This is a genomic window from Micavibrio aeruginosavorus, assembly GCF_051245535.1.
GTDB classification, from domain to species: Bacteria; Pseudomonadota; Alphaproteobacteria; order Micavibrionales; family Micavibrionaceae; genus Micavibrio; species Micavibrio aeruginosavorus_D.
The window spans coordinates 134,590-152,331 of the sequence record NZ_CP195303.1; the positions used below are offsets into that span (position 1 = coordinate 134,590).

The window sequence follows — 17,742 nt, forward strand, 5'->3', positions numbered from 1 at the left end:
CATGTTGCACAATATTATTCCGGTTATTTTATGCGGGGGTGTCGGGCGGCGTTTGTGGCCGTTATCGACACCGCGCCGACCCAAGCCGTTTTTGCGCGATATGTCCGGGCAATCCTTGTTGCAACAAACATTGGATCGCGCCCGTGGTATGAAGCCCCCCGTCATCGTGTGCAATGGACAGCATGCGGACATGGTCCGGCGGAATGTGGGGGATGCGCCATCAACGCTCCTGCTGGAACCCTGTGGCCGCAATACGGCCCCGGCGATTATTGCGGCGGCCCATCATGTTCAGCGCGATGCCGGGGATGATGCCGTCATGCTGGTCATGCCCTCCGATCATTTTATGGCGGACCCAACCGCGGTGGGCCGGGCGGCGCTGACTTTATGGCCGTATCTGGACCATGACATCGTCGGCGTGTTTGGTTTACGCCCGACGCGTGCGGAAACGGGCTATGGCTATATTCAGGTGGATATTGGCGCGCATGCGCGTCCGGGGTCGCATGCGGTGCGATCCTTTGTCGAAAAACCGGACCGGGACTTGGCACAAACCTATCTGGATCAGGGATGCTGGTGGTGGAACAGCGGTTTGTTTCTGGCGCGGGCCAAAACCATTCTGGACCACGCACAAACCCATGCGCCTGTGATCAATATTGTGGCGCGGCGCGCGGTTGAAAACGGAAAATGGCATGACCGGGCCCTGTCCCTGTCTGTCGATTTTGCCGATTCTCCGGCGGTGTCCTTTGACAAGGCGGTGATGGAGCGAATCGGCGGCGTACGCGTGGCCGCGCTGGAAACCGTGTGGTCCGATCTGGGCACCTGGCCGGCTTTGGCCAAAAACATGTGTGCCAAGCTGTTTTCAGCCGGTTGAATGTGCGGCGCATCATGGCGTAGTCTGGGGGCGTTGTTAAACCCTTGGAGTCGTTCTGCCGATGACCACCCCGCCGGATGCGTTGTTACAGGTTGCCTTGATCCCCTATGTCTGTGGCGCGGGCGCACAAACCCCCGGGTGTGAGCAGGGGCCATTGGATTTCGAACTGCGCGGCCTGGCCGATTCGTTGCAGGCCCCCGGCCGCGATGTGTGGTGGAGCGCCGATCCCGAAACATTGTTAGCCGGACCATACGGGTCCAGCGCCCACCGCGATTTGCCGCCGCTGGGGTCGGATGAACGCAACGAGATTGTTGTGTGGCATGTGCGCGGTCTGGCCGACCGGGTCGAGGAAGATGTGCGGAGCGGGGCCTTTGTCGTGACGCTGGGGGGCGACCACAGCATGGCCGCCGGATCGATGACCGGGCTGGCCCGGGGATTGCAGAAAACGATGGGCGCGGATGTGCGGCTGGGGTTGCTCTGGCTGGATGCGCATGCGGATTTGAACACACTGGCGACCACCCCGTCCAAAGCCCTGCATGGCATGCCGTTGTCGCAAGTTTTGGGGCTGGACACAGCGCATGATCCGTTCGGTCTTGGCCACGATGGCGTGGCCGTTGCGCCTTCACGCCTTCTCTATGCGGGATTGCGGGATCTGGATCCCGGTGAAGTCGATTTTATCCATGCAATGAATATTCATTCATTTCCGATGCGGGATCTGGCTGGGAAAGACCTGACCGCGACGTTGATTGCGACCATGGCCGCGATGGATGTGGATGTGTGGGCCATCTCGCTGGATCTGGATGGGTTGGACCCGGCCTTTGCCCCGGCGGTGGGAACCCCGGTTTCTGGCGGATTAAACCAAGATGACGTTCTGGATGCGCTGCGGGCGGTGATGGGCCGTTTTGATGTGCGCCTGTTTGAACTGGCGGAACATAACCCGACCCTGAAGGGGGCGGGCGTTAATTATCAAAGCGCTCTGTCCACTTTGCAGCTGGTTTTGGATGGGGCCACACAGCGCTTTAAGATTCGATCCGACGCAGCGTGATAAAGATGACGTTGTCGCCATCTTCGACCTTCCCCGTCATCTGGATTTTATCCCCCTTGCGCGCAAGTTTTAAAATGGCGCGATAGGTAACGGGTTGCAATGATGGCGTGCCATCAGGGTTCATCAGCGAAAAGTCGGCATTTGCATCCGTGGGGTCGGCAATGGTCACCATTTCCACTTCGTTTTCATTCAAAAGCGTAAAGGTGCTGGACCACAGGCAATTGGCGGCATCGCGGCGTTCTGTTTTGCCATCACGAATTTCCGTGACACCATCGGCGTCTATTTCCAACGGTCCTTGATAGGAGCTGGTGGTGGTGATCAAATATTGTCCATCAAGTTCGTGGGTCATGGTTTCGGTTTATCTCTTTGTCTTATGTGCTGAAAATATGCAGGGTGGGCCCGTTCGGGTGACGGTGAATTTCGGTTGTTGATATTCCAATTTCACGACCCAGCGTGTCAATCATTTGGGGGCGTGGTTTTAATGAAGCCATCATCGTCAGGCGCTGCCCTTTTTTGAGCTCAAAATTTATAGGTCTTTCATTCTTATTAAGAAGTGTAATTGTCTGGTCTTGCTTTACAACGATCCTGTGTTCAACCATGGGGGTGCGCGGAACGATGCTGGCCTCGTAAGAAAAATAATTCGGGCCGATTTTCATTTGCCGTGCGCCATGCGCATGGTCCCGAATCACACGCATAATGTTGATCATAAATGGTTCAAGGTGCTGATTGTAGGCGCTTAACAATGTATTGAGATCATTGTTGGCATCATATCCGATCAATATCTTTCCGTTTGGTCCCGCCAAATGCTGCAGGCCCGTCATAAAAATTTTTGTTTTCAGTCGAGGAAATGCGCTGGTCGTTCGTACGTTTTCCAGATTGGATATCAAAGACCCTGTACACAATACTGCGGTGTTTTCCTGAGGGGGAAAAAAATGCGCAGCAACACGAAAATCCATGGTCATATAGGACGTACGGACGCCCGCAGAATTGAAAAGATAGGAACGGTCGATCTCGCTTTTTGCGGCCTCGTTAAACTTCTGGCTCAAATCGATGAAGATGATCTCTTGCAAGCTGGGCATATATTTGAGGATGTGCATTTCCTTCTTCTTAAAACTGTCTCGGGGGCCGGGGCCAACGATAAAAGCGCGCGTGCAAAAGCGAAAATTTCGGGCCAGCGCGGCACAGTTTTTTGAAAACAGCTCAATTTCGTCGTGGTACAGGTAATAGTCCGGGTTTTCGTGAACAAATTTATTGAACAAAAACGCCCCGTCATCCAGATACGCGATACGGCCCATATGGCCGTGCTCAATCCCGCTGAACAGGTTGATAGCTGCCGCGGTAATCTCTGTTTTTTGCTCTGTGGTCAGCTTTGGGTTGGCCATGATGCGCTTTTATTTATGCCGCAGCTTTTTCCGGTTTGTTGACGGATGTTGACCGCGCCCACATATCGGCGAATTGCATGCGATACGCGCTGGCAATCGCCGGGTAATCCATCAAAATCACGGTGACATTGGCATCGAACAGCATGATGGCCAGTTTGTCGCCATAGACATAGAACGGAACCGATGCGAACAGCTCACTGGGGATCCAGCGATATTCGGCATAGGATTCACCGGGCACGAAATCGTCGCCCTCGCGGATCAGGATTTTGTATTTAATTTTTTTCAAGGCGCGCATCCGGTCGATGTGCGTTTGGGCATAGGGGCCCAGATGTTTGATGAACAAACGTTCATCCACGTTGCTGACCAGAATGTCACCGGCGTAATTGCGCACGGTGCTGTAGATGTCTTCGTAAAAATCGATCAGTCCGGCTTGGCCCGTGAACACGCGCACTTCGCCACTGCGCAGACGAATGCCGGTGGTGCCCAGAAATTCAATTCCGGCCGATTCAAACGCCTTCTGAATGGTGTGCAGGGTGTTGTTGCGGGGTGTACTTTGGTTATTTTCGATGCTACCAATAGAGGTCGCAGACAACCCGCATCGATCGGCCAGATCTTGTTGGCTCCAGTTCAATACGGCGCGCGCGCCCCGGATTTGTGCGGTGGTGATTGTCATTATGTGTGTCCCGGTTTAAATAATTTTGTTTTTCTTAAGTTGGCCTTGAGAATTTCGCAAGTCCTGGCTATAGCGCCTGGGCGTGGGATGCGCAACCAAAATCATTTTTCCATATACCGAATCTGTGGATTGAAAAAACGCCCCTGTGCGTGTCGGCAACAGGGGCGCTTTATAACCGTCTGATTTTATTGGGTGGGCTACGCCACCTGACCCGAATGGATCTGGTTGGGGTCCAGCAACCCCTCACGGCGCAGCAGGGCGTCCGGGTCGGCATCCCGGCCCCGGAACCGGACATACAGCACCTGTGGGTGTTCGCTGCCGCCACGGGACAGGATTTCGGCCTTATACGCCTTGGCCGTTTTCTGGTCGTACAGCCCCTTTTCCTCGAACAGGGCAAAGGTGTCGGCGTCCAAAACTTCGGCCCATTTATAACTGTAATACCCAGCGGAATATCCGCCGGCGAACAAATGGCTGAACGCGGTCGATTGCGGCCCGGCCAGACGTGGGAACAGGGACATATCCTTCATCACGCTGTCTTCGAACGTGGCGGTGTCCTTGATCGTGGACGGGTTGGCCGTGTGCCATGCCATGTCGAGCAGGGCGAAGCTGACTTGACGCAATCCGGCCCAGCCGCCCATGAAGTTTTTGGCATCGTTCAGTTTCTTGACCAGATCACCCGGGATTTTTTCGCCCGTTTTGTAATGCGCGGCGAACAGGTCGAGTGTTTCCGATGTATAGGCCCAGTTTTCCTGAACCTGACTTGGCAATTCAACGAAATCCCACAACACGTTGGTGCCGGCCATGGACATGTATGTCACATCCGACAACATGCCGTGAATGGCGTGGCCCATTTCATGGAACAGGGTCAGCAATTCATCAAAGGTCAGCAAGGACGGTTGGTCCTTCGCCGGTTTTGTGAAGTTGCAAACAATGGCAATGACGGGGCGGCGGACTTCACCGCGGTACAGGCCCTGATCGCGGAACGCGGTCATCCATGCGCCGTCTTTCTTGCCCGTGCGCGGGAAGAAATCGGCGTAGAATGTGCCCATGAACCGCCCGTCATCATTGTCGAACACGTCATAGGCGGTGACATCCGGGTGCCAGACAGGGTATTTGTCATTGGCGACGAAGCGCAAATTGAACAATTTGGTGAAATGCTGGAACACGCCTTCCAACACATTATCCAACGGGAAATACGGGCGCAGATCTTCGGATGAGAATTTGAACAGATCCTGTTTCAGCTTCTCACCGTAATACGCCACATCCCATGGCTGGATCGGGTCCGGGCCGCCTGCCTTGCGGGCAAAGTCCTGCAGCATCTTCAGATCTTTTTCGGCGGCGGGCTTGTACGCGTTTTTCAGTTTGGTCAGAAACGCGCGCACTTCATCTTCGGTCCGGGCCATGCGTTGTTCCAGAACATAGGCCGCATGGTCGTTATAGCCCAGCAATTTGGCCCGTGCATCGCGTAAACCAACAATGTCCAAAACCATCTGGCTGTTGTCAAATTCATCGCCATAGGCGCGGCTGGCAAAGGCGCGCCAGATTTTTTCGCGTAAACTCCGTTTATCGGCATATTGCACAACGGGCAGGTAGCTGGGGAAATCCAGTGTGAACAGCCACGCATCGTTGCGGCCTTTTTCTTCGGCCATTTGTTTGGCCACGGCGCGGGCTCCATCCGGAATGCCGGACAGGTCAGATTCATCCGTGATCCACAGCTCGAATTTTTCCGCCGATTTTTTGACGTTGTTGGAGAATGCCGGGCCCATGGTGGACAGGCGTTCATTCATATCGCGCAACTTGGTCTTGTCGGCATCGTTTAACAACGCGCCGCCGCGCACGAACCCTTTGTATGTTTCATCCAGCATGCGGGATTGTTCCGGGGTCAGGGACAGGCTGTCGCGCTGATCCCACACAGCCTTGACGCGGGCGAACAATTCCGGGTCCAGCGATACGTCACTGGAAAAATTCGCGCTCAGCGGGCCGATTTTATCGGACAGGGCTTGCAACCCGTCGGTGCCATTGGCGGACAGCATGTTATAAAACACGCCCGATGCCGCGCCCAATGTTTCCGATGCGGTTTCCAGCGCAACGATGGTGTTTTCGAATGTCGGTGCGTCTTTGTTCGCTTTGATCGCGGCAATGTTTTTGCGCGCTTCTTCGATGCCGGCTTCGACCGCGGGCAGATAATGCTCTTCCCGGATTGTATCAAAGGCCGGGGCCATGTTCGGCACAGCGGACGGGGTCAGCAACGGGTTCGTATTGGTCATTGGTGTGTACTCTTTCCTTGTGTCAGTTATTTTTGGGCGGTTTTTGTTTTATCGGCGGCGGTTAACACGATGCTGCTGGAGGCCATGCCGCCTTCCTTGGTCATCGGGTCAAACGCTGTCACGTAAATCTGGTATGTGCCGGGTTCGGGCATGCGGGCCTTGGCCACGAATTCGCCGGCATTTTTTCCGGGCTGCATTTTAATGGTTCCGGCGGGAACGGATTCTTTATACAGCGCCATTTCAATGTCATAGCGGCTGGGGTCCCACGCCGTATCGGTGCCCACGGCACAGGCGCATAATTTGGCAATATTGGCCGTGATGTCGATAATTTTTTCCGGGTCATGCGTGGCGGTTTGGCCTGCAACCGGCGCTGTAATATCAATCGCAAAACCGGGCAGTTCCAGCAGAATGCCATTCCCCGTTGCGTAGTCCTTGCCGGGGATCAGGATCATATCCGTACTGGTGGTCACGGCGTTGCCTTGGGCCATCATCGGGCCGGTGGCGGAAATGGTCACGGGCATGGGGTGGGCCAGATCGATGGACACATCGAATTTCGCACTGTCATCATCGGCCAGAATGGCGTCACGTGTGCGCGATGACACCATGATTTTTTTCGCATCACCCGTGCCGCCATGGGTCACGCCATTGGCGATGATATCGCCGGTCATTTTGTTGCGGATGACCACATGCGCGCCGCCCATTGCGGTGCCGATAAAGGTCGCGTCCTTGGCCATTACGCGCACGGTCATGGGCGTTTCCACCTGCGCCATGGCGGGCGCCGCCAAGACGGGGGACAGGCACAGGACGGCAACACTGGTCAGAAGGGCAAAGGCGCGCATAATCAAAATCTCCCGCATGAAAATAAATATAGAGCAGTGTCCGGCTTTCAAGGCGCGGGGTCAAGGTGCTTTTGCCATAATGCTGATGGGCGGATAAAAAGAAACGGCGCATCCGTTTCGGTGCGCCGTTTCTGCATTGGACTGGGCCGCAGGCCTTACGGCGCCGGGGCCGGGCCTTTGCGTTTCTGTCCGGCTTGTGGCGCTGCCGTTGCGTTGTCATTGGCGGGCAACAACCCTTCACGACGCAGCAACGCATCCGGGTCCGGGTTCCGGCCCATAAAGGCGCGGAACAGGTTCGAAGCCTGACGCGTGCCGCCTTTCTCATAAATATGACGGCGCAGATCATCACCCAGCTTGCGGTCGTACAGGCCGACGGACTTGAAGGGTGTGAACGCGTCCGCGTCCAAGACTTGGGCCCATTTGTAACCGTAATATCCGGCGGCATAGCCACCAGAGAAGATGTGGCTGAACGATGTCGACATCAGGCCGTTACCGGTGCGTGGGTTCAACCATGCACGGGCGATCACGGAATCCTCAACATCTTCGACCGATGTGATTGTGGCGGGGTCAATCATCTGCCATTCCATGTCGAGCAGGCCGAAATAGGTTTGGCGCAAGCCCATATAACCGGCGGCATAATTGCTTTTGGCGATAATTTTTTCGATCAAATCGTCGAGGATTACTTCGCCCGTATCTTTATGGAAGGCATAGGTTGTCAAAACCTCTTTTTCCATGGCCCAGTTTTCTTGCAACTGGCTGGGCAGTTCAACAAAATCGCGGGCGACGTTGGTGCCGTTTTGGGAAGGGTAACGCCCCTTCGCCAGAATGCCGTGCAGGCCGTGACCCCCTTCGTGGAAGACGGTGATGACATCGCTTTCCGACAACAAAGCGGGTTTCCCCGCCGCCGGTTTCAGGAAGTTACAGCAATTCAGGATGACCGGAATTTGTTGAACGCCGTCTTTATCAATACCGGCATTGCGCAGATCGTTCATCCATGCGCCACCTTGTTTATTGCCGCTGCGGGCGAAATAGTCACCGTAGAAGACGGCGAGTATTTTGCCCGTTTTGTTGTCGTGGATTTCGTATGTCTTCACATCCTCGTGCCATGTCGGGTATTTTCCGGCGGTTTCGGTGAAACGGATGTTAAACAATTTCTCCGCGTGGGTCATAAAGCCCTTCAACACGTTATCCAGTGTGAAATATTCACGAATTTTCTGGCTGTCGATGTTGAATGAACGTTGTTCGTTGATGTTGTTATAGTAGGCATAGTCACTCGGTTTAAAATCGGTGATGCCATCCATTTTCAAGGCCAGGGCTTTGATGCGGTTTAAATGTTCTTCCGCATGCGGGCGATAGGCTTTCAAATTGCGATCCAGGAAATTCAAAACGGTTTCCGGCGTTTTCGCCATGCGGCCATCCAGCGCCATGTGGGCATAGGTTTTATACCCCATCAGATTGGCCAGCTCACGGCGCAGCGTTACAATGCGCACAATAACATCATGGTTATCATACGGTCCCTTGGCGGATTGTTCGGCTCCGACGGTTTGTATACGGGCGCGCACATCGCGGTTTTGCGCATACAGCATGACCGGATAGGACGTTTCATCGCTGATCAGATACTTGCCGGGCAGCCCTTTATCCTCTGCGGCGGCGGCATAACCATCAATAACGTCCTGCGGAACACCTTTCAGCAGCGCGACATCATCCAGAATGACGGGGTTTTCTTCGGCGTCTTTCAGGTTGTTCTGTTCAAATTCCTGCGTCGCCTTGGACAGGGCCTCGGAAATTTCCTTGTAACGGGCTTTATTTTCCGGCGAGAAATGGACGCCATTGTCAACGAACGAATCGTATGTGTCTTTTAACAGGGTTTTCTTTTCTGTCGTCAGGCTCAGGGATTTACGGGCATCGTAAACGGCTTTCACGCGGGCGAACAAAACCTCATCCTGAAAAATCGGCATGCTGTAATCCGACAATTGCATGGTGACCCAGTCGCTCAGCTCCATCAATTCCTTCGACGTGTTCAGCCCCATAAAATTGTAATAGGTGCTGATTACGGGTTGCAAAATACCGCTTTGTTTTTCCAGCGCCTCGACCGTGTTTTCAAATGTCGGGGTGTCCGGGTTGAAGCGGATTTCATCCAGCGCTGTTTGCGCCTTGGTCAGGTAATGTTGGAACGCGCGCTTGAAATGCTCCGGCTTGATCTGGTCATAGGGCAGGACGCCATGCGGCAGTGCGGGCAGGTCAATCAGCGGATTCGTGGTGTCGTCGTGCGTCGTCATGGCTTTAACGTCCCTGTTCTTCGATTTTTTGTTGTATATGGTTGGTCTCAGTTTTAAGACGGAGCCTTGGAAAGGGCAAGTTTTTCATATGATCCGGTCGGAAATATTTGATGATATTTACTTTTCTGCCGCCAATGGCTGGGCCGAAACCCAACATGTGTTCCTCGGGGGTAATAATCTTGCGCAGCGTTGGGTGCATGAAATGGGGGATCGGACCCGGTTTACCATCGCCGAAACGGGGTTTGGTACGGGGCTGAATATGCTGTCGGCCTGGGCGTTGTTTGATGAGGTTGCGCCGGATCATTTGAAACTGGATCTGGTGTCCTTTGAACTCTATCCCCTGACCAAAAATCAAATTGCCGAAGTTCTCGCCCCGTGGGCGGACAAATTGGGCCAGCACCGCATTGATGCCTTGCTGCGCGATTATCCCCTGCGCGTGGCCGGATGGCACCGGATTGATTTATCACCGCGTGTCACACTCACTTTGATTTTCGACGATGTGAATGCGGCGTTATCGCGTGTGGTGATTCCGGGCGGCGTTGATGCGTGGTTCCTGGACGGGTTTGCCCCGGCGAAAAATCCGGGCATGTGGACCGAGACGGTTTTTAACGGCATGGCGCGGCTGTGTGCGCCGGGTGCGACCTTTGCCACCTTTACGGCGGCGGGGTTTGTAAAGCGCGCCATGCGCGAAGCGGGCTATACGGTCAATCGAAAACGTGGATTTGGGTATAAATGGCACATGCTGGCCGGATCGTTTCCGGGGACAATGCGGGCCGCCCCGCAACCCCAGCATCAAAAAATTGCGGTGATTGGCGGCGGGCTGGCCGGAACATCCGTGGCACGCGTTTTGGCGGATGATGGGTACAGCGTGGTTTTGTTTGAACGGGATGATATTGCCTCCGGTGCATCGGGCAATCTGCGCGGTATGATCAACCCGCGGATCAGTGCGTTGCGCTCATCCGATTCTGATTTTTATGCCTCGGCCTATGTGCGGGCCTTGCGGGTTGTGACGCGGTATCCGGATGCCGGATTTATGGCGTGCGGCAACCTGCATCTGATCCGCGATGCGGACAAAGGTAAGCGCTTTACATCCTGCCGTGATCATTGGGGATGGCATGCCGACCATATGCAGATCGTCGATGCGGATGATGCCTCTGACATTGCGGGCGTGCGCGTGGACCATGCGGCCCTGTATCTGCCCGATGGCGGGCAGGTCAGCCCGCGTGATCTGTGCCGGGCCATGGCACAGGGCATTGAACGGCGGGGTGGGGTGGATATGGCCTCCATCGTTCAGGTGCCGTCATCCCGGCGAAGGCCGGGATCTTTCGCCATAAGGGAAGAAGATCCCGGCCTTCGCCGGGATGACGATGGGGGGGCGTGGGCTGTTGACGGTGAAATCTTCGATGCTGTCGTTCTGGCCTCTGGAATTGAATGTTTGAAACATCCGGCGTTGTCTTCTCTGCCCCTGCACACTGTGCGCGGACAGATTATGAATGTGGAAGCGGGGCATCCCGCGCCCCGCGCCAATCTTTGCTTCAGCGGGTATATCGGCGCAGCGCAGGATGGGGTGCAGGTCATGGGATCGACCTTCCAGAAATGGCTGGACACCACCGACCTGCGGGATGAGGACAATGACTATATTCTGGATCAGGCGCATGCGGCGGTGCCCGCCTTTGTCCCCGGTGTGGTCATGGGGGCGCGGGCTTCCTTGCGGTGCGCGGCACAGGATCGTTTTCCCGTGATTGGCGCGGTTGCGGACCAGCCGGGGTTATACGTTTCCACGGCGCACGGGTCGCATGGGATTGTGTCATCCATGGCCGGGGCGCGGATTGTGGCGGACATGATCGGGGGCGGGGTCTGGTCCTTGCCGGGGGATGTGGTGGATGCCCTGAATCCCGCCCGTTTTGCCCGCCGCGCCGCGCAAAAGGCCTGAGCGCGGCCCGCTTTATTTATCGCCCCCGGCGCGGTACACTGGCGCCCGGTTTCATAAAGAGCGTTAAAATGGTTTTCGATTCCATCGATATTCTGGTCTGGGCCCTTGTGGCCTTTGCGGCGGCGTTGGTTGGTGTTCCGGTGGCGGCGCGTCTGGCCATTCGCACCGGGTTCGTTGATGCGCCGGGCGGGCGCAAGGATCATGCCGGGCTGGTTCCTCCCGTCGGTGGGTTGGTTGTGTTTCCGGTTTTTGTGGCGGTGCTGTTGGCCTCCGGCCTGATCGATTCCGCGTTCCTGTATTTTATTGCGGCCTTGGCTGTCATCGTCTTTGCCGGAGCGATGGATGATCGCTTCGCGATTTCACCGCGCTGGAAATTCGTGGCGCAATTTATGGCCGCCTTCCTGATCGTGATTGGCGGCGGGGCACGTGTCGGGTCGCTGGGCAATTTGTTTGGCTTTGGTGATGTCTGGCTGGGCTGGATGGATATTCCGTTTTCCGTCGTGGCCACGGTCTTGCTGATCAACGCCATCAATCTGATTGACGGGTTGGACGGTCTGGCGGGCGGGAAGAGCTTTGTCGCGTTGGCATGGTTGCTGGTCGCCTGCCTGCTGGGCGGGGCACATGATGCCGCGGTGCAGGTTGCGGTGCTGATGGCGGCGTTGGCCGGGTTTCTGGCTTATAATATGCGCCATCCGTTGCGCGAACGGGCGGCGGTGTTTCTGGGCGATTCCGGCAGCATGGCGCTGGGCCTGTCACTGGCATGGTTCTGCATTACATTGGCGAAACCGGGCGCGGATATAATTCAGCCCATTTCAATTGCATGGATTCTGGCCCTGCCCATTATTGATACGTGTGCGCAATTTGCCCGTCGCGTGGCGCAGGGGCGTCACCCCTTTTCCGCCGACCGCAACCATTTCCACCACCATTTCGTGAATGCCGGGGTCAGCGTTGGCTGGACCATGGCGGCCTTGTGCTTGATCGGGGTTGGCATGGGGGCTGTGGGGATTGGCGGCATGGTTCTGGGCGTGCCGGAACCCGTGTTATCCTATGCGTGGATTGCCATGCTGTTCGCGCATATTTACATCAGCCTGCGTCCACGGCGGTTCCGCCGTCTGGCCGCTTGGGCTTTGCGTTGCATCCGCGGTGAAAAAGCAGCCGATTAAAGAATGCCGCCGACCCATTGCACGAAATCGGTCGTGCCCCGATCAATGGCAAAGGCGATGAAGGCCAGAAACCCGGCAAATTCCAGCGGCACCCGCAAAACATGCGCCGCCATGAAGGCCGTAAAGAAATAGGTATAGCCCATCAGGCACAGCATAAAGGGATAAAGGTCCGCCATCGTGTGCGATCCCGTCAACACCATAAACGCGACCGGAATAAAAATCGCCGTGGCCGGAACGGCCAGCCAGTTGTTCGCGGTGACGAAGCGATAGAAATGATCCATCCGCCCAACTTCGCGCAAAATCCAATAGACGAATCCAAAAAATAAAACCCATGACGCAAACAGGCGCAGGGAATAAAGCAGTGCGATTGTGTTCGTGGATGTATCGGCCATGGCACCGGGCGACATATAAACCGCAATCAAGGATGCCGGGAATAAAAGAGCGGGAACGATGAAGGAGCGCAGCGCCGCATCACGGTCATTGGAAAAACGGTCGGTGCCCTGCGGCATCAGCAGCGCCAGTTCCAGCGTGCCGAGCAGGCTGGTTTTAATGCTGGATGGTTTTGCCTCTGAATCCGCCGCCATACACACCTCTTATTCTGAACTCTTTTTCTTTTGATCAGATAATTATAGATATGAGGTCTTAAGACTTTTTTACAAGCCTGATGTAAAAGCCCTTTCTATCCCAAAGGGTTAGGTATTTTTGCGCGGAACCCAGCGGTCCATGACCGTGCAGGCGGTCAAATCGCCGCTGATATTCACCACGGTGCGGCACATATCCAGAATACGATCGACACCCAAAATTAACCCCACCCCGGCGGGCGGAACGCCGATTCCGGTCAGAATCGTGGCCAGCACGACAATGCCGACACCGGGAATGGCGGGTGTGCCAATCGACGCCCCAACGGTGGTCAGGACCAGCAGGACGGTTTCGCTAAGGCTCAGCTCCACCCCGAACACTTGAGTCAGGAAAATCGCTGCGGCGGCCTGATACATGGCGGTGCCGTCCATATTGATGGTGGCCCCCAGCGGGATAACCACCTGCGTCACCGACGGGCGAATGCCCAGATTGCGTTCCGCCACCAACATGGAAACCGGCATCGTCGCCGCCGAGCTGGAGGATGAAAAGGCCAGCAATTGCGCTTCACGAATGCCCTTCATAAAATCCACAACCGACCGTCCGGCCACGAACCGCACCATGATCATGTAAAACACCATGATACAGGCCAACCCCAACAGGATCGTCACAACATATCCGCCCATGCCGACCAGAACATCCTTGCCCGTGCGGGTGGTGATGTCGGCCAACAGGCCAAAGACCGCTAATGGCGCAATGGTCATGGCCCATCCAATAATCTGCATGGTTAAAACCTGAACGGACTCACTGATTTCAATCAAGGGCCGTGCGGTGCGGGCGGGCATGGATAAAATGGCCACGCCGAACATCAGCGCCGCAATAACGATTTTCAACATATCGCGGTGCAGGCTGGCCTCGGCCAGATTGACAGGCAGAATATTGACGATGCGTTGTGGAACGGTCAGATCGTTCAGTGTTTTTTGTTGCAGGCTGGCGGCTTGTCGTTCGGCAACGTGCAATGTGGTTTGCATGTCGGCGCTGTCGATCATGCTGCCGGGGTGGATGAGTGTGCTGACCGTAATACCGATCACGACGGCGACAATTGTGGTCAGGATGAAATAAGGAACCAGCCGCAGGCCAATCTGGCGCAGGAAGCTCAGCTCTCCGCTCTGGCAAATGCCCAGAATGATCGAGCTGAAAATCAGCGGGATAATGACCATCTGGATCAGGCCAAGGAAAATCACCCCCGGCAAAGCCAACCACTCCCCGACCGGGGTGGCTTGATCGGTATTCAGAACGCCCCCGACATCGGGCGACAGGATCAGCCCCGTGGTCAGGCCGGCCACAAGGCCAACCAAAATCCACAGCCATAAACGGCGTGGCAATTTGAGGGGGAGAAGATCCGAAGGGGCCGGAGTGGCGATCGGGGCGGCGGTGTGTGTGTCCTGTGTCATGGTGTCTAGGGTACCATGACTTGTCCGAAGTCCCAAAAAATGTCGGAAATTTACGCCCGTGTGCCTTCGCCGCGTTCGCGGATCAGGAAATTATGCCGCTGGCGCAGCATGGTCCGGCGTTCCTCGCTCAAACCATCATGGCAGTGGGAGCAGGACACGCCGGCCTCATACGCATCATGGTCATGTTCTTCCGGGGTCAGCGGGTGGCCGCAGCCGAGGCAGATATCCCACGTGCCTTCTTTCAGCCCATGGGTCACGGCCACGCGTTGGTCGAACACGAAACATCCGCCATCCCATAACGATTCTTCCGCCGGAACATCTTCCAGATATTGCAGAATGCCACCCTTCAGGTGGAACACTTCTTCAAACCCGTGCGCCATCATATAGCTGGATGCTTTTTCACACCGAATGCCGCCGGTGCAATACATGGCGACCTTTTTGTGCTTCGCGGGGTCGAGGTGTTTTTGCACGAAATCCGGAAATTCGGTGAAAAATTCCGTTTTCGGGTCCAGCGCGCCGCGGAACGTGCCAACGGCGGTTTCATATTGGTTGCGCGTGTCGATCACGACCACGTCCGGGTCGCTGATAATCGCGTTCCAGTCTTTCGGCGCGACATAGGTGCCGACCAATTTCGTTGGGTCCGCTTCCGGTTTTTTCAGTGTGATGATTTCTTTCTTCGGGCGCACCTTCATCCGTTTGAACGGCTTGTCGGACGCATGGGAATATTTCAATTCGCCCTGACGCACGGCGAACAGGCCATCCAGAATATCAATCATCTGGTCCAGATCATCCGGCGCACCGGCGATGGTGCCGTTGATCCCTTCGGGCGCGATCAGCAACGTGCCACAGATGTTCAGCCGTGTGCAGTCCGCCGTCACGCGGTCTTTCAAACCGGGCAGATCGGACAGGGCAACAAAGCGGTACAGGGCCGCGATTTTGTACGGATATGTCTGTGTCATGCGGGTACCTATAGCGCGGCTTTTATCCATGATCAACATTTGCGGCAATATGGCGGCCCAACAGGCGGAATTCCGCCCCCCGCGCGCTGTTTTGCCGCCAGATCAGGCCGATGGTCCGGGTGGGTTGTGGGGCGGTAAATTCATGGATTTCCAGCCCCGCAGGCAGCAACCCGGCCCGGGCCGCCATGGCGGGTAACAAAGTGTGGCCATAGCCATGCTGGACCATCTGCAACAGGGTTGGCAGGCTGGTGGCGCTGAATCCCTTTTTCGTCGACTGTTCCTGGAGCTGGCAGGCCTCCCGCGCATGGTCGCGCAGGCAATGCCCGTCTTCCAACAACAAGATCGTCTGATTTTTCAATGCGCTCAATGCAATGCGCGCGGGCAAGGGCGCGGCATGATCCGCCCGGACGAGGACGAAGGGCTCGGAAAATAAATCCATATGCTCCATGCCCAGCGTGTCATAGGGCAGGGCGATCAACGCGGCATCGATGTCATTGCGGTCCAGAGCGCTGACCAGCCGGGCACTCATATCCTCGCGCAAATGCAGATCCAGATGGGGGTAGTCCTTGCGCAGGCTCGGCAAAATATCGGGCAGGAGATAGGGGGCGATGGTCGGGATTACCCCCAGCCGTAAGGCCCCCGTCAACGGCACGCGCCGGGCGCGGGCTTGGTCGATCAGTTTTTCGGCCTGCTCCACCGTGGCGCGGGCATAGGGCAAAATATCGCGGCCAAAGCCGGACAGGGACACGCGGCGGCTGGTGCGTTCCACAACCGGCTGACCGAGAATGGCCTCCAGATCCCGAATCCCCGCGCTCAGGGTCGATTGGGTGACGTGGCACATTTTGGCCGCCCGGCCAAAAGACAGGGTTTCGGACAATGCCAACAGATATTGTAATTGCCGCAAACTGGGCAGCGCGCTCATTTTTGACCTTTATTTTCAGGGGTTGGGTTTTATCTATCGAAAAAAACGATCAATAGCAATGGAAATTCTCGCTTGATTTCGCAGGCGCGAAAAGGGCATGGTGGCCTCGATTTCAACCCCACCCCTCAACGATGAAGGAACAGCACAATGCTCGGTATTGGCGATCGTATCCCGGAATTCTCTATCACTGGCGTAAAGCCGAAATTCATGGCGCACGAAGAAAACGGCGTGTCCGCTTTTGAAACCATCACGCAGGACAGCTTCGAAGGAAAATGGAAAGTCATTTTCTTCTATCCGAAGGATTTCACCTTTGTGTGCCCGACCGAAATTGTTGAGTTCGCAAAACTGAACAAAGAATTTTCTGATCGTGACTGCATCGTTCTGGGCGGCAGCACGGATAACGAATTCTGCAAACTGGCTTGGCGCCGTGAACACAAGGATCTGGCCAATCTGGATCAATGGAGCTTCGGTGACACCAACGGCTCTCTGGTCGATGGTCTGGGCATTCGTGATTACGAAGCGGGCGTTGCCCTGCGCGCGACATTCGTTGTTGATCCGCACAACGTGATCCAACATGTAACGGTCAACGGCCTGAACGTTGGCCGTAACCCGAAAGAAACGCTGCGCGTCCTTGACGCCCTGCAAACGGACGAGCTGTGCGCATGCAACCGTCCGGTTGGCGGCGACGTTATCGATCTCAAAGCCGCTTAATTGATGCTTTGAATCGGTCAGGAAGGTTGGTTCATACCTGCTCCAACCTTCCGCATCGGTTCAAACTGTAAATTCAAGGAGCAAGATGATGAGCATTGAAGCCATTCAAAACCTGATCCCCGACTATGCAAAGGACATTCGCCTGAACCTGTCCACCTTGGCATCGGAAGAAACCCTGAACGACCAGCGTAAATGGGGCACGTTCGTGGCCTGCGCCCATGGGGCCCGCAATGCGGACATTATCCGTCTGGTCGAGGCCGAAGCCGCGACGAAATTGTCGCCGGAAGCATTGAACGCCGCCCGCGCCGCCGCTGCGATCATGGCGATGAACAATGTCTATTACAAATTCGTGGGCATGTCCGACAACGCTGATTACAAAACCCTGCCGGCGAAGCTGCGCATGAACGTGATTGGCAATCCGGGCGTGGACAAGGTTGATTTTGAATTGTGGTCGCTGGCGGTGTCCGCCATGAATGGCTGCGGGTTCTGCGTGAATGCGCATGATGCCGTGTTGATGAAAGCTGGCGTGGACAAGGCCGAAGTTCAAGCCGCTGTCCGCATTGCCGCCGTGATCAATGCCGCTGCCGCCATCGTTGACGGCGTTGCTGCGATGGAACAAGGCTTTGCGAAAGCGGCCTAAGGTAAAACCATCCCTGAATGCAAAAAACCCG

16 protein-coding genes are annotated in these 17,742 nt (G+C 55.9%); 6 read left to right on the top strand and 10 right to left on the bottom strand.

Translation table 11 applies throughout. The features are described 5' to 3' along the window. Nucleotide 1: 1 nt before the first annotated feature. Both ACSC94_RS00670 and ACSC94_RS00675 read left to right on the top strand, forming a co-directional pair. Nucleotides 2-868, top strand: coding sequence for a mannose-1-phosphate guanylyltransferase (locus ACSC94_RS00670; protein ID WP_435641152.1), 867 nt, complete (start codon nt 2-4; stop codon nt 866-868). A gap of 61 nt (nt 869-929) precedes the next feature. Then, on the top strand, nt 930-1,913 hold the full coding sequence (locus ACSC94_RS00675; RefSeq protein ID WP_435641153.1) for an arginase: 984 nt from the start codon (nt 930-932) through the stop codon (nt 1,911-1,913). Here ACSC94_RS00675 and ACSC94_RS00680 read toward each other — a convergent pair. The 6 genes from ACSC94_RS00680 to ACSC94_RS00705 form a co-directional block, all read right to left on the bottom strand. Next, nucleotides 1,888-2,262, bottom strand: coding sequence for a hypothetical protein (locus ACSC94_RS00680; RefSeq protein ID WP_435641154.1), 375 nt, complete (start codon nt 2,260-2,262; stop codon nt 1,888-1,890). The genes ACSC94_RS00675 and ACSC94_RS00680 overlap by 26 nt on opposite strands. Before the next feature lie 22 nt (nt 2,263-2,284). Next, entirely contained in the window at nt 2,285-3,295 is a 1,011-nt protein-coding gene (locus tag ACSC94_RS00685) for an L-histidine N(alpha)-methyltransferase (protein ID WP_435641155.1), read from the bottom strand. 13 nt (nt 3,296-3,308) lie between these two features. Continuing rightward, nucleotides 3,309-3,968, bottom strand: coding sequence for a helix-turn-helix domain-containing protein (locus ACSC94_RS00690; RefSeq protein ID WP_435641156.1), 660 nt, complete (start codon nt 3,966-3,968; stop codon nt 3,309-3,311). A 197-nt stretch (nt 3,969-4,165) separates the two neighbouring features. Beyond that, entirely contained in the window at nt 4,166-6,235 is a 2,070-nt protein-coding gene (locus ACSC94_RS00695) for a M3 family metallopeptidase (RefSeq protein ID WP_435641157.1), read from the bottom strand. A gap of 26 nt (nt 6,236-6,261) precedes the next feature. Further along, nucleotides 6,262-7,074, bottom strand: coding sequence for a hypothetical protein (locus tag ACSC94_RS00700; protein ID WP_435641158.1), 813 nt, complete (start codon nt 7,072-7,074; stop codon nt 6,262-6,264). Between the two features lie 155 nt (nt 7,075-7,229). Further along, on the bottom strand, nt 7,230-9,353 hold the full coding sequence (locus ACSC94_RS00705) for a M3 family metallopeptidase (protein WP_435641159.1): 2,124 nt from the start codon (nt 9,351-9,353) through the stop codon (nt 7,230-7,232). Between the two features lie 88 nt (nt 9,354-9,441). On the opposite strand from ACSC94_RS00705, the gene mnmC reads away from it, so the two are divergent. Further along, entirely contained in the window at nt 9,442-11,286 is a 1,845-nt protein-coding gene (gene mnmC, locus ACSC94_RS00710; protein ID WP_435641160.1) for an FAD-dependent 5-carboxymethylaminomethyl-2-thiouridine(34) oxidoreductase MnmC, read from the top strand. A gap of 68 nt (nt 11,287-11,354) precedes the next feature. Further along, entirely contained in the window at nt 11,355-12,449 is a 1,095-nt protein-coding gene (locus tag ACSC94_RS00715) for an MraY family glycosyltransferase (protein WP_435641161.1), read from the top strand. On the opposite strand, the gene ACSC94_RS00720 is transcribed toward ACSC94_RS00715, so the two are convergent. The 4 genes from ACSC94_RS00720 to ACSC94_RS00735 form a co-directional block, all read right to left on the bottom strand. Next, nucleotides 12,446-13,033, bottom strand: coding sequence for a hypothetical protein (locus ACSC94_RS00720; protein WP_435641162.1), 588 nt, complete (start codon nt 13,031-13,033; stop codon nt 12,446-12,448). The genes ACSC94_RS00715 and ACSC94_RS00720 overlap by 4 nt on opposite strands. Before the next feature lie 108 nt (nt 13,034-13,141). Continuing rightward, entirely contained in the window at nt 13,142-14,479 is a 1,338-nt protein-coding gene (locus ACSC94_RS00725) for a dicarboxylate/amino acid:cation symporter (RefSeq protein WP_435641163.1), read from the bottom strand. A gap of 50 nt (nt 14,480-14,529) precedes the next feature. Next, entirely contained in the window at nt 14,530-15,438 is a 909-nt protein-coding gene (locus ACSC94_RS00730; protein WP_435641164.1) for a rhodanese-related sulfurtransferase, read from the bottom strand. A gap of 22 nt (nt 15,439-15,460) precedes the next feature. Then, the gene (locus tag ACSC94_RS00735) at nt 15,461-16,360 is read right to left on the bottom strand and encodes a hydrogen peroxide-inducible genes activator (RefSeq protein WP_435641165.1); all 900 of its coding nucleotides are present in this window, start codon (nt 16,358-16,360) and stop codon (nt 15,461-15,463) included. Between the two features lie 147 nt (nt 16,361-16,507). On the opposite strand from ACSC94_RS00735, the gene ACSC94_RS00740 reads away from it, so the two are divergent. Next, nucleotides 16,508-17,071 carry a peroxiredoxin gene (locus ACSC94_RS00740; RefSeq protein ID WP_435641166.1) on the top strand — a complete coding sequence of 188 codons (564 nt, stop codon included), beginning with the start codon at nt 16,508-16,510 and terminating at the stop codon, nt 17,069-17,071. Nucleotides 17,072-17,159: 88 nt separating this feature from the next. Further along, nucleotides 17,160-17,711 (top strand): carboxymuconolactone decarboxylase family protein, encoded by a 552-nt coding sequence (locus tag ACSC94_RS00745; protein WP_435642131.1) that lies wholly within the window; start codon nt 17,160-17,162, stop codon nt 17,709-17,711. Nucleotides 17,712-17,742 lie beyond the last annotated feature (31 nt).

Bases quoted from the DNA above. Each gene is read 5' to 3' on its own strand.
- ACSC94_RS00670 (WP_435641152.1), top strand. From the start codon at position 2: ATGTTGCACAATATTATTCCGGTTATTTTATGCGGGGGTGTCGGGCGG.
- ACSC94_RS00675 (WP_435641153.1), top strand. From the start codon at position 930: ATGACCACCCCGCCGGATGCGTTGTTACAGGTTGCCTTGATCCCCTAT.
- ACSC94_RS00680 (WP_435641154.1), bottom strand. From the start codon at position 2,262: ATGACCCACGAACTTGATGGACAATATTTGATCACCACCACCAGCTCC.
- ACSC94_RS00685 (WP_435641155.1), bottom strand. From the start codon at position 3,295: ATGGCCAACCCAAAGCTGACCACAGAGCAAAAAACAGAGATTACCGCG.
- ACSC94_RS00690 (WP_435641156.1), bottom strand. From the start codon at position 3,968: ATGACAATCACCACCGCACAAATCCGGGGCGCGCGCGCCGTATTGAAC.
- ACSC94_RS00695 (WP_435641157.1), bottom strand. From the start codon at position 6,235: ATGACCAATACGAACCCGTTGCTGACCCCGTCCGCTGTGCCGAACATG.
- ACSC94_RS00700 (WP_435641158.1), bottom strand. From the start codon at position 7,074: ATGCGCGCCTTTGCCCTTCTGACCAGTGTTGCCGTCCTGTGCCTGTCC.
- ACSC94_RS00705 (WP_435641159.1), bottom strand. From the start codon at position 9,353: ATGACGACGCACGACGACACCACGAATCCGCTGATTGACCTGCCCGCA.
- mnmC (WP_435641160.1), top strand. From the start codon at position 9,442: ATGATCCGGTCGGAAATATTTGATGATATTTACTTTTCTGCCGCCAAT.
- ACSC94_RS00715 (WP_435641161.1), top strand. From the start codon at position 11,355: ATGGTTTTCGATTCCATCGATATTCTGGTCTGGGCCCTTGTGGCCTTT.
- ACSC94_RS00720 (WP_435641162.1), bottom strand. From the start codon at position 13,033: ATGGCGGCGGATTCAGAGGCAAAACCATCCAGCATTAAAACCAGCCTG.
- ACSC94_RS00725 (WP_435641163.1), bottom strand. From the start codon at position 14,479: ATGACACAGGACACACACACCGCCGCCCCGATCGCCACTCCGGCCCCT.
- ACSC94_RS00730 (WP_435641164.1), bottom strand. From the start codon at position 15,438: ATGACACAGACATATCCGTACAAAATCGCGGCCCTGTACCGCTTTGTT.
- ACSC94_RS00735 (WP_435641165.1), bottom strand. From the start codon at position 16,360: ATGAGCGCGCTGCCCAGTTTGCGGCAATTACAATATCTGTTGGCATTG.
- ACSC94_RS00740 (WP_435641166.1), top strand. From the start codon at position 16,508: ATGCTCGGTATTGGCGATCGTATCCCGGAATTCTCTATCACTGGCGTA.
- ACSC94_RS00745 (WP_435642131.1), top strand. From the start codon at position 17,160: ATGAGCATTGAAGCCATTCAAAACCTGATCCCCGACTATGCAAAGGAC.